Source organism: uncultured Legionella sp. (genome assembly GCF_937871865.1).
Classification (GTDB): Bacteria; Pseudomonadota; Gammaproteobacteria; order Legionellales; family Legionellaceae; genus Legionella.
Genome location: NZ_CALMPD010000304.1, coordinates 1 through 15,677 on the forward strand (window position 1 = coordinate 1; position 15,677 = coordinate 15,677).

A 15,677-nucleotide genomic window follows, 5' to 3' on the forward strand; every position below is an offset into this window, starting at 1 on the left:
AGCATGGGGTTAAATGGTTGGTTTTAGCTTACGCCAATTTGATTGTTATTGATGAGTTTTCTCCTTTTTAAAAGAATCAATGGTTTTTTTTGCGCGCCGAAGTTTATGTTGCACCTATGTTTCTTTTAGGTGCTCATAAATAACCCATTTGGGCTCAAACTAGTAAAATGTGAATTGTCCTTGCTAATTACAAGAAAAGTTTATTGAATTTTTCTCAAGTCGATGCTAGGGTGCCTCTGGTTAAAGATACTGAATTCAATTAAAATTCAGGGCGGTAGCGATGGGAGCTTCGCTGAACTGCCGAAATTAACTTAAATTATTGGTTAACCATTTATAAGGGGAATTGTGTGAAATTTACAAATTTATTAACTGCAGGAGCATTAGCAACCTCTCTGGTATCACCTATGGCTATGGCCGCTGATACTGACACTACCCCTATGACTGATGCTCAGAAAAAAGAAATTGAAAAAGTAGTACATGATTATCTGTTAAGCAATCCTGAAGTATTATTAGAAGCTTCGCAGGCATTGCAGGCAAAACAGCAACAGAACATGCAACAGCAAGCTCAGTCTGCTATTTTAGAAAATGCAGATCAACTGTTTCAAGGTAAATTGACGACTGTAGGCAATCCAAAAGGTTCTGTAACAATTGTTGAATTTTTTGATTACCAATGCATTCATTGCAAAAAAATGTCACCAACATTGGATAGCCTGATTAAAAAAGACAGTGATTTAAGAGTGATTTACAAAGAGTTTCCTATATTTGGCAAGAGCTCCGAGATGGCTTCAAAAGCAGCATTGGCTGCTGGCATGCAAGGTAAATACCTGCAAATGCATGAAGCGTTGCTAAAAATTGAAAAACGTTTGGACGAACAATCAGTAATGGATGCTGCCAAGTCAGTAGGTTTAAACATGGACAAACTTAAAAAAGATATGGACAGCAAGGAAGTAACTGATATTTTGGAAGCTAATCGTCAACTGGCTGAAAAACTTCATTTGATGGGTACTCCTGCATTTATTGTTGCTTCTACTCCAGATGGTAAGTTTAAAGCGGGCACTGAACCTTCATTTATTCCTGGTGCTGCGAGCGAAGATTCATTAAGAGAATTAATCAAGAAGGCAGCTGGAAACTAGATCTATTGACATTTCTGCTAATTTGACCAAAATGACCAGGCATTTCAATGTGCACATTTTGGCTCAAATCAGCGAAATATTAGTAGAGTAGGAACGTGCAAACAATCCAGAGAGTAATCTGGATTAAAAGAACATTAGAAGTTAATAGGCGTTACCCGTTATACGTTCGACTAGGCTGAGGCAAAGAATGTACATCAGTACATCACTGAAGCCGAATAAAAGTGCCATGAACTTAGAGGGGAATGCTATATGGAACTATATAAAATTCTATATAGTTCCATAATGATACAAGCAGAAGATTGTAATATCTCAATAATCCAGGGATTTTTCCTTCTTCCGAATTACCGTGGTCAAGTCACTTTAATTCGGTACAGTAGTTTTGCCACAATTTATTGAGAGGTTACAAGAGATCCTTTATTGCGATCTAAATGTGTAAACTATTATAAAACCTCGTAATCGATTATTTGAGACTTTCATGACAAAACCAACTACATTTCAAGAAATCATATTAACACTGCAGCAATACTGGGCTGCACAAGGTTGTGTTTTATTGCAGCCTTTGGATATGGAAGTTGGCGCAGGTACCTTTCATCCTGCTACTTTTTTAAGAGCAATTGGCCCTGAGCCATGGTCGGCAGCTTATGTGCAGCCATCCAGAAGACCTACAGATGGCCGTTATGGCGAAAATCCGAACCGAGTTCAACATTATTACCAATTTCAGGTAGTACTCAAGCCCTCTCCTTTAGATATTCAGGATAAATACCTTGATTCTTTACGGGCATTAGGTGTGGATCCTTTACTCGATGATATCCGTTTTGTTGAAGATAACTGGGAGTCGCCTACCCTAGGGGCGTGGGGATTAGGTTGGGAAGTATGGCAAAATGGAATGGAAGTATCACAATTTACTTATTTTCAACAAGTCGGTGGACTTGCCTGTAAACCAGTTACTGGTGAATTAACTTATGGCTTGGAACGAATTTCAATGTTTGTTTTAGGTGTTGATAATTTATTTGATTTGCCTTGGTGTAAAAATGCTAATGGCATTGTCACTTATGGCGATGTATTTCATCAAAATGAAGTGGAAATGTCGGCATACAATTTCGAGCATGCCAATGTTGAGGAACTATTCAAGCAATTTGATTACTATGAACGTGAAGCAGAAAAACTGATAGCGTTACAATTACCGCTTCCTGCTTATGAGATGGTAATGAAAGCTTCTCATTCATTTAATTTGCTTGATGCACGAAAGGCAATTTCTGTTACTGAACGACAACGTTTTATTCTGCGAGTAAGACAATTGTCAAGAGCCGTAGCTCAGGCTTATTATCAAGCGCGCGAAGCTTTAGGCTTCCCTATGCAAAAGGTGTGTGATGGTCAATGATTTTATTTTTGAATTAGGCTGTGAAGAACTTCCTTCCGCTGCAGTCTGGCCTTTGGCTAATGAATTTGCTAATTTTTTATTGGCGGCTTTAGATAAGGCACAATTAAGTTATGGTGAGGTAAAACGATTTGCTACCCCAAGACGCCTGGCTATAGTCATTTGTGATTTGCAAACCGAGCAGGCCAGTCAGACTGTAACTCGTAAAGGTCCTGCGGCACTTGCTGCTTTTGATAAGGATGGAAAACCTACTCCAGCACTTCTTGGCTTCGCTAAGTCCTGTGGGGTTGCAGTAGAATCTTTGATGCGCATCCAGACTGATAAAGGTGACTGGATGGTTTGTGAAACGCAAAGCACTGGTTCTAAAACAAAGGATCTTATTCCTTCTTTGGTTGCTCAGGCGCTTGCTGCGTTACCGATTGCCAAACCAATGCGTTGGGGAAATGGTGATGAAGAGTTTGCTCGCCCCGTGCATTGGGCTGTTATGCTTTTAGGTGATGAAGTAATTGATGCAGAGATTCTGGGAGTAAAAACAGGGCGCAACTCCAGAGGTCACCGATTCCACGCTCCTCATGAAATTGCTATTACCTCAGCCAGACACTATGAGGCTCAATTACATAATGCTTTTGTTATAGCCGATTTTGCAGCAAGACAGACTAAGATTCAGGAACAGGTGTTACAACTGGCACAACCATTACAAGCAACGGTAATTATGCCAGCAGAACTTATCGATGAAGTCACCTCTATAGTCGAGTGGCCTCAGGCATTAATTGCCAACTTTGAAAAAGAATTTCTTGATGTGCCTTCAGAAGCGTTAATTGCTTCGATGCAATCACACCAAAAGTGTTTTGCTTTAAAGGATAAAGACGGTAAATTATTACCTCATTTTATTACTGTTGCTAATATTGCCAGCTCTAATCCATCACAAGTTATTGCAGGTAATGAGAAAGTAATGCGCGCGCGTTTGAGCGATGCTGCATTCTTTTTTAGACAAGATAAAAAACATTCATTAAGTGAGCATATACCTGCAACGGCTCGGGTTGTTTTTCAGGTAAAACTTGGTAGCCTGCAGGATAAAGTGCTGCGCGTAAAAGCGTTGATGCAGTATTTAAGTCAGGCTTTGAATTTGTCATCAAATGATGCAGAGCGGGCAGCAGTTTTAAGCAAATGTGATCTGATGACTGGCATGGTTGGTGAATTTCCTGAATTACAAGGCTTAATGGGGTATTATTATGCACTGAATGATGGTGAAACGCCTGCTGTAGCGCAAGCCTTAAATGAGCAATACATGCCTCGTTTTGCGGCTGATCAACTACCTGAGACCGATTTAGGTATCGCTCTGTCATTAGCCGATAGAATTGATACATTGGTGGGTATTTTTGCTATTGGACAAAAACCCTCTGGAGTTAAAGACCCGTTTAAATTACGTCGACATGCATTGGCTGTGGTGCGATTATTAATTGCTACTTCCGCGCCACTTAATATAACCACTTTAATTCAGGAAGCTGTTGTACAGTATGGTACGTCGTTATCCATTGATCCCGCATTAATGCTTGAGCTAAAAATGTTTATTCTTGAACGGCTACAATCATATTATCAAAGTAGCGGAGTAAGTGGTGACTTGGTACAGGCCGTAAGAGCACGCCAGGATGAGTGGTTGTATGATCTGGATTTAAGATTGAATGCGTTGAAATCATTTATATCTATGCCTGAAGCCGCTTCTCTTTCTGCAGCATGCAAGAGAGTTAATAATATTTTAGCTCACGCACCTGAGTCGTTAGTCGAGCTAAATGAGAGTCTGCTGGAGGAGGGGCCCGAAAAGGCTTTATATACTCATATCAACAGCATGACTTCATCAATAGAAAGTTTATATATTGATGCAAATTATGGTCTATTATTAAAACAGCTTGCCAGTTTGAAAGAGCCAATAGATGCATTTTTTGATCATGTGATGGTGATGGTTGATGACGTGACTATAAAGAACAACCGTTTAGCGTTGCTATCACGTTTACAAGCTTTATTACAGGGTGTTGCGGATATTTCCATATTACAAATATTATGACACGTTTAATTGTATTGGATCGTGACGGTATTATTAATAAAGACTCTTTAAGTTATATTAAGAGCGTAGATGAATTTATCTTAATTCCTGGTAGTGCTGAATCAATCGCGCGTTTAACTGCCTCAGGTTATACAGTTGCTGTAGCAACCAATCAATCTGGGGTGTCTCGCGGTCTTTATACAGAAGAGGTCTTGAGAGCTATACATCAAAAAATGGTTGATTCTGTTCAAGCTGTTGGTGGGAGTATTGATGCCATTGAATATTGTATTCATCTTCCTTCAGAGCGCTGCTATTGCCGTAAACCCAACCCAGGTATGTTACTTGCGATAGCTAAGCAATTTAATTGCTCATTAAAGAATGTTCCTTTCGTTGGCGATCGAATTTCAGATATTAAAGCCGCTTATGCTGCAGGGGCAAGCCCTGTCATGGTGATATCTTCAATGACGGAGCTTCTTGGCTTGAAAGCACATCCTGATATTCCTGTTTTTAATTCTCTGACAGAATATGTCAATCATTTGTTGTTGCCCTTATGAGTTCTATAGTTACGGTGGGTTATGAGAGTGATGATCTTTTGGATTCGGCCCGAGTTTTAGCTGAACAGCTAGCATTTACGCTGGATAAAGATGCTGCAGCCTGTCTTTTTATCACAGCAACAAAACTAGGGCTGAAAATACCGGGCTTTTCGTTATTATATGCTGACTTTAGTGCGGCACATTGGAATAAAAGGCGAGCAGAAGGGAAACAACAAGGGTTAGTTCGCGCTTGTAAGCCAGCTAAAGGAATGAAAATTTTAGATGCAACAGCAGGATGGGGACGTGATGCTGCCATTTTAGCCAGCTTTGGTGCCGAGGTATTGATGCTGGAACGCAATCCTGTAATGGCCGCGTTATTATCTGACGCCTTGGTTCATCAAAGTGAAATGGACAGACAAAAATTAAATTTATCCATTCAACCAGGGGATGCTCACTCGATTTTAACAAACCTTGTTGAACCGGATTATCCTGATGTGATTTACATCGACCCCATGCATCCACAACGCACGAAATCTGCCTTGGTAAAAAAGGACATGCAGGCATTACAGCAGATGATTGGACCTGATAATGATGCCCTGGATTTAATTAAATTAGCCGTTAGCCGGGTTAAGCAACGAGTCGTTGTAAAATGGCCACAAAAAATACCTTCATTATTAGCTGCTGATATGAGTGTAGAAGGAAAGACTGTTCGGTTTGATGTTTATTTAAAGAAGATAGATAAAACGTTCTTGCCATTATAAATACTTTTGTAATTACATCTTAGTTCGCTGTACTGAAACAGGAACAATTCTGCAACTTATTCAAATGATACCTTTTGTATCGCTATCATGTGATTCAATAATTTAATATCATCTATTTACTCAACAATCCTGTTTAACATCAATAATTTAAGGATAGTTATGATTGTTATCTTTGTCCATGGCTGGAGTGTCACTCATACCAACACTTATGGTGAGCTTCCTCTATGGCTTGAACGTCAAGGCAAAGATGGAACCCTGGATATTCAAGTGGGCGCTATCTATCTTGGGCGCTATATCAGTTTTGACGATACTGTAACGATTGATGACATAGCACGTGCCTTTGATGAGGCAGTACGAGATGAAATTGCTGATAAGTTACAAGAAGGGGAGCGTTTTGCTTGTATCACTCATTCCACAGGTGGACCAGTTGTCCGAAAATGGATGGATTTGTTTTTTAAGAATAATCTTTCTAAATGTCCATTGAGTCATCTTATTATGCTGGCGCCAGCGAACCATGGCTCTGCTTTGGCCCAATTAGGAAAATCCCGTTTAGGGCGTATGAAGAGCTTTTTTGAAGGCGTTGAACCGGGACAGCAGGTACTTGATTGGCTTGAACTGGGAAGCGATTTGAGCTGGCAACTTAATGAAAGCTGGCTTGATTACGATTGTACGGCAAATGGTATTTATCCTTTTGTACTTACCGGCCAGAAAATTGATCGCCAGCTTTATGATGCAATTAACTCATACACTGGCGAAGCCGGTTCGGATGGTGTGGTGCGTGTAGCAGCTGCAAATATGAATTACAGTTTATTGAAGTTGCATCAGGAAGGAACTAACGGTGAAAGTCTAGTTACCTCCAAAATGTTGCGGACACAGCCTATGGCGTTTGGTGTTCTTCCAGGCTGCTCGCATTCAGGTAAAAACTTTGGAATCATACGCAGTATTACTATGAGCAATGCAGCTACTCATCCAACGGCAATATGGGTTTTGAGATGTCTGCAGGTAACACATCGTAAAGCTTATAATACATTATCAAAAGAGTTGGATAAGCTTACTAAAGAAACTCAGGAACTAGAGCATACAGAGGCGGTGAAGACGCTTATCTTTAAGCGCGAGTACATTACTAACCGTTACTCTATGATTGTTTTTCGACTTATTGATGATCGAGGCAATCATCTGGTTGATTATGATCTTTATCTCACTGCTGGACCTAAATACAGTGAGGATGCACTTCCTAATGGTTTCTTTGTCGATCGTCAGCGAAATGTGCGTAATCGCGGGAAGCTTAGCTATTTTCTAGATTACGATGTCATGGATGAAGGACTCAATACTCCTCAAATGCAAGGGAATCTGGGATTTCGCATCAGGGCATATCCCGAAGCGAGCGATCAGGCTCTAGCCTATTACCGATTGCTTGATTTTCATTCCTCACTTGCTGACATGCATAAAATTATTCATCCAAACGAAACGGTAATGGTTGAAATCATGTTACAACGCAAGGTAGATAAGGCTGTCTCTCGAATCACAAATAATCTTACCCCGGCAAAAATCAGTGCGAAACCGGCGGGTAAAAGAGTTGTTTGATATGCGCATTTTGCTTGCATCTGAATTGTATTGTTTCTCATATTCAGGAACAAATATAAAATTTTCCAGAGCATTATTTGGGGTTATTTGTCCGAACAGAGTGACTTGATTAATTTCATCTTGCCAGTTAATTTTCAAAGGTGATCAAAACACTTTATTTTAATTTAGTATTTTTCAAAAATCGTGCCAGTCAAGACTGTTTTTTAAATTTTTTTGTTGCTACTATACGTTGCTAAAATCCAAATATTTTATTCTTTGCTTGTGGATATTTTTCCCTCCCATCTTGATTGCTTTCCTTGAATTTAAAACTAATAGTTTAACTGATCCTTGCTGCACCTGCCTTATTTTCTTTTTATTGTTTGCTGCAACACAATTATTTATCCACATTTTCTGTGGATATCTCTGTGAATAGGCTCTTAATTTTAGTATAAATCCCGTATGTACACCGGATGATAATGAATTGTCCAGTGTGTTTCTTTGAATCATTTTAAATTATTAGAGCTCAAGTAATGGATGATAAATAATATGATAATGTCATTTATGGCGTTGCGGAAAGCTGCTCGGTTAATAGAAGGAATATGAGAGCCAATGGTGTTGAGCACCATTGGACTTCAAGTAGGTTTCTTTCATGACTTAAAACTTAGTGGATGGCACTATAATATTTTTCAGCTCAATTTCATCATCGGAGCTTATTTCTACTTTCGAAGATTGTGTTTCTGTTGTCTTTAAAAAAAACGCAAAGGCACTTGCTATTCCGGCAAGGCCTAGAGGCGGGTAAAAAAATTGCAGTTCAGGCTCTGTTGATCGAGTTGACCTTTTCGATTTTAACTGTGTTTTATCCTTTGCTTCCTGCATCATTAATCCCTCTGTTATTATGTAAATTATTGTAGCAACAGCATAAAAAATATTTTGTTGCTTTTCCAAAATTTTGCTCAGTATTTATATGACCATCATGTGATTTACGGAACACCGTTCATTTAGCTTATCCAAAGACTAGTGCTAATACTACTGTTTTAATTTTATTCTATTGAAATGGGGGCGACATTCGACGTTTTAATTGAACTTTAAGTAGATAAAACATCAAAGCGCATTTCCATCTATCCTTTTCGTCTTTCTGAACACGTATCTTTGCTGGACTTCAAACAGCAAGAGTTTGCGGTCTTCAGGGTAGATCTTTTTTAATACTTTATCTAAAAAATAGGCAATTCGTGTACAATTCATCCTTTTTTAAGGAATGCCATTATGCAACTCAAAAAGAAATCAAGAACCATTACCCGACTTGAATTAAATTTGCTTTTATTACGTTCTTTGGAAAATGATCCGTTTTTAAATCTACATGTTCGCGAAATTACCAGCATCCTTAAATTAATTGCGACTTTACCTATACAAAAACAAAAAGTACTTGAGCGAATTATGGAGCCCAAAGTATTTGTTCATTTCATAGGAAACGGATTTACATTACCTTTATTAAATAAAACCTATCCTGAATGTGAAAGTCAGTTCTTTAACCTATTATATGATAATATTGACCAAATGATTAATTATCCATTAAGTTTTTCAATAGTTGTGAAGTCTTTTCCTAATTATAAAGAAAAACTATATCAACTGATAAGGCAACCAGACTTTTTTGAAAAAATCGTTAAAGATAAGGGGGGGGTAAAGTGGATACAAGCTTCTTTTCCTGAAAAAGAAATTTTCAAAAATACGTATGAAAAAGTGCGATTATTAGTAAAACATAATTCGCCAGGCCAAAAAGCTTATACAAGAGGTGCATGTATAGGTATGTTCCGACAATTAAATGTATCTAGCGAAATCGGTGAGCTGATAGGAAAACATCTCGACAGTGCTTCAGGTTTGAACGTTACTCTAACTTGCAAGGAGGCATACCTAACTGCCCAGGAAGAAAGAAATCGATTAAATCAAATAAGATAAAAATGGAATCATGTTAATCGAAAAAAATAGACGTTTATGGTAACTCTTCGGGAACTAGTGATTGAGTCAGTGTGACCAACGATACGAGTGGTAGCTCTTTAGCGGAGCAAAATGCGGTTTCAGCTCATATCAAAACCGGTTCTCCACGCTCGTTAAGGAAAAATAAACTGTTGCTTTTGAATTTGAACGGAATCAAGCATAGAAATTGGTACTGTTTAAGGTGCATGCAGCCAACCATCGATGTAGGTAATGGTTTCTTCAATAGTACTTACTGCCTGATGATAGAGCGCATCAAATAAATCACGTTGCCCACTTTTCCAATAGCGCTCAACATACTGACAGGCGTATTTCATACGGGTTGTTCCTACATAAACTGCTCCTCCTTTAATTTTGTGGGCAGTTTTTTCAACCAGTGAGTAATCATGGGCGTTGAAGGCCTTTTTCATGCATTCCAAATCAGTGGGTAGTTCCTGAGACATTAAGGTTAATAATTCGGTTAACATCTCCAGAGTCCCGCAGTTTTTTAATGCTTCCTCACTGTTTAAGATAGGGAACTGGGTTAATTGAAACATCTCACCATCATTATTGGGTAAGTCTTTTCTTGCTGTAGTGGATGCTACTGTTGGTGCTTTATACCGTGTGGGAATAAATGATTTAAGTATGTCTATGGCATGAGCCTGGGTCAGTGGCTTAGTTAATACCGCATCCATCCCAGATTCAACGCAACGCTGTCTGTTCTCATCACTGCCGTGTGCAGTAAGGGCTATAATAGGTGTGTTTTTTAGTTCTGTGGAAGACATCCTAATACGACGGGTGACCTCATACCCATCCATGTCTTCTCCTAAGCCTATATCCATAAAAATCAGATCGTAGTGGTTTTTTTTACATAGCTCTAGCGCATCAATACCATTTGGTGCAATATCAACCGTACAGGATAATTGGGTTAATAATGCTTTAGCCACAGTTTGGGCAATATAATTATCTTCCACAACCAAAACCGTTGCTTTATTTTGTGGTACTGAGATGGATGAAACTTTAGATTGTTGGTGTTTTTTAGGAGCCATATAAGCTGTTTCTGATTTTAAATGTTCATTCTCATCAACTCCTGAGTCGTCATCGAGAAGCGGCTCCTGCAACGGAATAAGGCAGGTGAAGCAGGTTCCTTTATGAAGTTCGCTTTTAACGTAAATTTCACCTTCCAGTTCATCTACAAATTGCTTTACCACATAAAGCCCTAGCCCTGTTCCTTTATAAATCCCCTGGTAGGAGGGAATCAGGCGTTTAAATTGCAGATAAATTTCCTGTTGTTTGTCTTTGGGAATACCCATACCAGAATCAGTCACGGTCAATTTAATGACTAGTTGGCGATCTGCTTTTTTAGCTAGCTACATGGCCATTATCGGTGAAGTTAAGTGCATTACCAATTAATTCAAGAGCGATTCGGTGAACTCTGATTTTATCTCCAATCACAAAGCGGGGAAGTTTGGTATCCATTGTAAGGGAGAGGTTCAGCTTTTTTTCATGAGCTCTTGCCTGATTTAAGTCAATGACCTGTTCGAACGTCTGCATCAAGCTGAATTTACGTTTCAGCATGGGGATTTCACCAGAGCTTACTCTTACTGCTTCAAGAACCTCGTCCATTAAACTGAGTAGTGCATGGCTTGATGTGATGAGATTGTCCGCATATTCTTTAATACGAGCTTCTGTTGATTCGGATTTTAAAAGTTCTGAAAAACCTACAATTCCAGACAGGGGAGTGCGGATGTCATGGCGCATGTTGGTTAAAAACTCGGTTTTTGCATTATTGGCCGCTTCTGCGCGTTCTTTTGCGCTTTTTAACTCTAGTTCTAATTGTTTGCGCTCCGTGATATCTAAAGAAATACCAACCACGCCAATAATATTTTTTTTGTTATCAAATAACGGTACTCGATGAGTTAAGAAGTAGATGATTCGGCCATCATGATGAGGAATTGGAGGTTCTTCTACATTCAGTTTTGAGGTTCCAGTATGAAGGACGTCTAGAGTGTCTTTTTTAAATGATTGTATGGCGGTGTCCGTCCAATGCCCAATTTGCCCCATCTCCTCAAAACTTAAACCCTTGAACTGCGTAATGGAATCTAAACCAAACATCGTCAACACGTTTTTATTGCACCCGACCGTTTTACCGTGTTTATCGAGCCAATACACATTTCCTGGCATGCACCCGATAATGGTTTCATAATAATGAACAATGTGTTCCAGCAGTGTTTCGATACTTAAGTCGTGTTTATAACCAATATCTAAGAGGCGATCTAATTGTTCCAGTAACGAATTGGGTGTGGTGTTGTATCTTTGGTATTTCATTAGGCTATCTTTTTTATAGTGAGTATCCTAACTTTAGTACGTTTATAGTTTTTTTGTTTCAGAGGCCACTTCTTGGATGTCTATAGAATCTGGACGTGGCACGTTATCTGGTTCTGTGACTTCATTTTTATGCTTATTGGTGAAAATACCTATATTTCTTGACGCATGACTGGTGATTTTTGTATCCACCAATAAGGTGGATAATGTTTTAAGATTGCTCGCAAAATAAAATAAAAGTCCATTGGTTGTAGGGGAATAGGTGATAACCGGATCAAAGGTTGTAAGATTTACGGTTGGAGGATAAATATTTTTTTCGTCAGGAAGGAGTTTAGATGATTTATCACTATATCCTGAATAGTGCAGTTGAATTTGTTTTTCAGATAAGGGAAGAAGAGAGCAGGTTTCATAATCAGCTTTGCCTTTAGCCGCTATGGCCACCATCACAGCATTAGCTATTTTGAATAAGTCTTCAATTGTTTTTGGTGTATGTTCTTCCCCTTCTAGGCTTAGGAAGTCTTGCCAAATGGTGCGTTGTTCTATATTGATTTCGTTAGTCTTGAGTTGTGACACAAAAGAGGACACCAGCTCCTCTTCTAGTTGTTCTCCCATTTTTATAGAACTGGTATTTATTTTTAATTGCGCAAGCAGTGATTCGGTAGGTTTTTCACCATCGAGCACAGCAAATAGATTGTCAAACGGTGATTGAAAGATAACCTCTATCCCGTGTTGATGACACAACCCGCCAAGGTATATCTTATAAAATTCTTGTTTGGCGAGTACAGCTTTAATGAATGCATCCAAAGCGTCATAGGTCATTTGATGGCGAACAAAAAGCTCAATACCAAATAACATATAATCTTGAGAAGGTAGATGATAGAGCAATCGTTTTGCTTCATTATTTTTCGCACATGCTTTTATTATGAGACAACTTTTTTCAAACTCACTAAAAAGTACGTGCTCAAATGGGTTGACTGTACTGTCATCGTAATGAAGAGAAATGATTACTTGTCCTGGGCTAAGGCGTATTTGATGATTAATCAACTCCAGTGTTTCGCCTTCATGGGTAATTGCTTGCAAGCTTGCTCCAAACATACAGCCAGCAGTTACAAATTGACTAAAACCTGAGAAAGGAGACGAGTTTGCTTTAGTTGTCCACGGGTAGAGATAAAGGGCGTGTTCTGATGTATCGCCAAATGACAGGGGTAAAAATACTTCATCTCGTCGTCGGGTGTTAAAAAGAGCGACTGGTTTTTCAGCTAATGGATTAATGGACACCTTATGCGTTGCTGCAAAAGTGACTAAGGAGGACATTAACGCATAGGCCTTTTTAAAAGATCGAGAGTCTGGTTTGGGCGAGGAGGGGGTATTGGGTAAATGAAAAATAAACTCTCGTTCTTTGATCACAAAACGTTCTTGTTCGTTTGAAACTCGCTCGTCACTAATCGGTGTTGGTGACACTAGCAGAAGACCGCGTTTAAAAAAGAGTGGATTGATGTATAAGTCGTTAAATAAAAGCCAAGTGAGATTAGGTGCTCTCGATATCGGATGATCTTCTTGAGGAATTGTTTTGTCACACTTTCCTTCCATAAGTGCTCCTTGTAACGAGGGTGTATGCTAGAAAATAAACGTTGTTGATTGATTTTAAGTCATTTGCGAAGTTTTGTCGAAACAAAATTGATTCAATTGTTCTCAATGACTATTGGGGTTCTGATTAACTGGCCTTGAGTGAGAATTGAATGTGGTCGCATAACGCTCATAGGGAAAACCAGGGAGCTCCTTACGGTCGATACACACCAACTCAGTTCATCAACGTAAAATCCAATTTCAAAAATCCAACGAAATTTGGAATTTCCGCTGAGACTGAGATTCTTAGGGCCTAAAATTGAACAAGTACTCTTTCTTTACGTTATCAATAGTTAAATTGATCCTGTCCCTCTATAACCTTAAGTCCGCTAAGGAGGCGAAAAAGAAAGTGAAGAAAGGGATATAGAATCGTCCTCACTCAAATCGTATTCAAAATCACATTCTTCAAGTAAAACAGCACCATGAGTACCACTCATATGCGTTTTATAAGATTCCAACATTTTAATGTCTTCAGGAATGACTTGTTCATAAAATTCTAATAAAGTATCTTTCTCTTCCAAGTCCCCATTAATAAAACTTAAAGGCTTTAATACTTCAAAAAAGGAATGATGGCCTAAAGCAATAGTTGATGAAGCTACTAATAAGCCTAAAAGCTGGTAGTCCCGGGATGATAAAGACATCAAGGATGTTAATCCTGCAACAGTTAAACCAATCCCTCCCGATACGCCACTAATAACAGGCAAATAATGTTCGCGCAGCCAATTCGCCGTATTACTTTCTTCATTTGCTTCATAAAACCCTCTGCTCGAGGTATTTTTAAATTTTAATAAATTAATCAATTCAGGAGGTGTATCGCTAATCGATAAAATGCCCATATTATGGCTTTTATAACGACAGCTACTCTTCAGTTCTTTCACTCCTCGATGCTCTTCCGAGAAGAGGTATTGGGGGCGCATCTTTGCTCGCATTTCACTAAGACTTGGGGCCTTTTTCTTAAAAAAACTTGCAGGATGTTCTGAAGAAATAAATCGTTCTTCATTGATGAGTAGCTCCATAAAATATTTTAAAAAGGTATCCCAGGTAATTAAACACCGAGAAGCTTTTACTGCATTAAAATCCTGCAGCTTATATTCGATCATGGAAGAAAAAATAGTGAAATATAATCGGTCAAATTTCTCATTATTCTCATGCTTCGTTATAAACGATTCAATAGCTGTTGCAATTCTGTCTAAAAGAGGATTAAAAATGTCACTATTATCAATAAAATATTTAGCTAAAAAGCTTTCAAAAAGACAAACCTCAACAATATTATTTTTATCATCAAATTTCATAATACAAAGCCATCATGCCAGAGTTCTCCAGATTAAAGTCACTTTCATAAAATTTACTCGCAAAGTCAATTGTATTAGGAATGCATCGTCATGTATACATGTTAGTGAATGTGTGCATGATGATGCCATTGCGGCCATTAAATTCAACGTTGTATTATAAGAAGGCAAGGAGTATTAATTATGCCTAAAAATCTAATAGAAGAAGGAGGAGGCTCTTTGATTACTCCTAACACCGAATGAATTCCTAAAGACGTTTTAAGGGAGTATGACAAACAAGCAAGAAAAAATCATCAACGTTGGAGTGCAAGCCAAGCAGATTTCTCTGGCCATGTTCGTGTGAGCGAGGGGGATTGGGGAGATGTTTCTTTAAAGCAATCGAAAGCAACAGGTACTATTTATGCTGTGTTAAATATGGCTAATGCAAAACTTCCACGGAGTTTGTGCCTTGAAGGTAGTGGGCTCAAGAAGAAAATATGTACCGACGTACTAATTGCCATTTTTATGTGCTTGATGAAGAGAAGGATGAAGTCTATTACACTAAAGAAGTTACCGATTTTATCAATGGCCGGAGTTATAGCACATCTGCGCCATGATAGCCCCAGATGATTCTTGCATCCAGGGCGGGTATGACGACTCCCTGTTAGGGGGTTAAATCCATGGGGCTGATAGCAAAAAATGACGAACGCAAATCATCAAATATAGCAAAATTGCCTCCGACATACACGGTGCTGCCACTGACAGCAAGTTTTGATACTAAGTTGCTGGGAGAGGGGTTCCAGGCGTTTGGTGTACCGCTACTGGCATCGATGGCTGCAATGTTATTACGCGTTTGGCTGCCAATGGTGATAAAGCCGCCTCCGACATATACGGTGCTGCCACTGGCAGCAAGGGTGTATACAGAGCCATCGACGTTGGGGTTCCAGGTGGTTAGTGCACCGCTACTGGCCTCGATGGCTGCAAGGCGATTACGCACTTGGCCGTCAATAGTGGTAAAGTCGCCTCCGACATATAGCCAACACACGATAAATTGATTATTAGCAATGGCTCTGAAAAAGCT

General features: G+C 39.0%; 13 protein-coding genes. 7 read left to right on the forward strand and 6 right to left on the reverse strand.

Annotation, left to right across the window (positions count from 1 at the left end):
* Positions 1–347 precede the first annotated feature (347 nt).
* The 6 genes from Q0495_RS16485 (at position 348) to plaB (ending at position 7,430) form a co-directional block, all read left to right on the forward strand.
* Entirely contained in the window at positions 348–1,133 is a 786-nt protein-coding gene (locus tag Q0495_RS16485; RefSeq protein ID WP_298628355.1) for a DsbA family protein, read from the forward strand.
* A gap of 475 nt (positions 1,134–1,608) precedes the next feature.
* Positions 1,609–2,514: a glycine--tRNA ligase subunit alpha gene (gene glyQ / locus Q0495_RS16490; protein ID WP_298628357.1), complete on the forward strand. Its 906-nt coding sequence runs from the start codon at positions 1,609–1,611 to the stop codon at positions 2,512–2,514.
* Positions 2,504–4,573: a glycine--tRNA ligase subunit beta gene (glyS, locus tag Q0495_RS16495; RefSeq protein WP_298628359.1), complete on the forward strand. Its 2,070-nt coding sequence runs from the start codon at positions 2,504–2,506 to the stop codon at positions 4,571–4,573. The genes glyQ and glyS overlap by 11 nt, the downstream gene beginning before the upstream one ends.
* Entirely contained in the window at positions 4,570–5,106 is a 537-nt protein-coding gene (gmhB, locus tag Q0495_RS16500) for a D-glycero-beta-D-manno-heptose 1,7-bisphosphate 7-phosphatase (protein ID WP_298628360.1), read from the forward strand. The genes glyS and gmhB overlap by 4 nt, the downstream gene beginning before the upstream one ends.
* Positions 5,103–5,846 (forward strand): class I SAM-dependent methyltransferase, encoded by a 744-nt coding sequence (locus tag Q0495_RS16505; RefSeq protein ID WP_298628362.1) that lies wholly within the window; start codon positions 5,103–5,105, stop codon positions 5,844–5,846. Before gmhB ends, Q0495_RS16505 begins: the two co-directional genes overlap by 4 nt.
* 159 nt (positions 5,847–6,005) lie before the next feature.
* Positions 6,006–7,430 carry a phospholipase PlaB gene (gene plaB / locus Q0495_RS16510; RefSeq protein ID WP_298628365.1) on the forward strand — a complete coding sequence of 475 codons (1,425 nt, stop codon included), beginning with the start codon at positions 6,006–6,008 and terminating at the stop codon, positions 7,428–7,430.
* Positions 7,431–8,063: 633 nt separating this feature from the next.
* On the opposite strand, the gene Q0495_RS16515 is transcribed toward plaB, so the two are convergent.
* Positions 8,064–8,354: a hypothetical protein gene (locus Q0495_RS16515; RefSeq protein ID WP_298628367.1), complete on the reverse strand. Its 291-nt coding sequence runs from the start codon at positions 8,352–8,354 to the stop codon at positions 8,064–8,066.
* 318 nt (positions 8,355–8,672) lie between these two features.
* Between Q0495_RS16515 and Q0495_RS16520 the strand changes: the two genes are divergently transcribed.
* Complete coding sequence (locus Q0495_RS16520; RefSeq protein WP_298628370.1) at positions 8,673–9,362, forward strand: hypothetical protein; 690 nt, start codon at positions 8,673–8,675, stop codon at positions 9,360–9,362.
* Positions 9,363–9,577: 215 nt separating this feature from the next.
* Here Q0495_RS16520 and Q0495_RS16525 read toward each other — a convergent pair whose 3' ends face one another.
* From Q0495_RS16525 to Q0495_RS16545, 5 genes are all read right to left on the reverse strand, one after another.
* Positions 9,578–10,705: a response regulator gene (locus tag Q0495_RS16525; RefSeq protein ID WP_298628372.1), complete on the reverse strand. Its 1,128-nt coding sequence runs from the start codon at positions 10,703–10,705 to the stop codon at positions 9,578–9,580.
* Between the two features lie 34 nt (positions 10,706–10,739).
* On the reverse strand, positions 10,740–11,705 hold the full coding sequence (locus Q0495_RS16530; RefSeq protein WP_298628374.1) for a histidine kinase dimerization/phospho-acceptor domain-containing protein: 966 nt from the start codon (positions 11,703–11,705) through the stop codon (positions 10,740–10,742).
* Positions 11,706–11,747: 42 nt separating this feature from the next.
* Positions 11,748–13,292, reverse strand: coding sequence for a hypothetical protein (locus Q0495_RS16535; RefSeq protein ID WP_298628376.1), 1,545 nt, complete (start codon positions 13,290–13,292; stop codon positions 11,748–11,750).
* A gap of 365 nt (positions 13,293–13,657) precedes the next feature.
* Positions 13,658–14,620, reverse strand: a complete 963-nt coding sequence (locus tag Q0495_RS16540; protein ID WP_298628377.1) for a hypothetical protein — start codon at positions 14,618–14,620, stop codon at positions 13,658–13,660.
* 640 nt (positions 14,621–15,260) lie between these two features.
* Positions 15,261–15,677, reverse strand: a 417-nt coding sequence (locus tag Q0495_RS16545) for a hypothetical protein (protein WP_298628378.1), incomplete at its 5' end; no start/stop codon positions are given.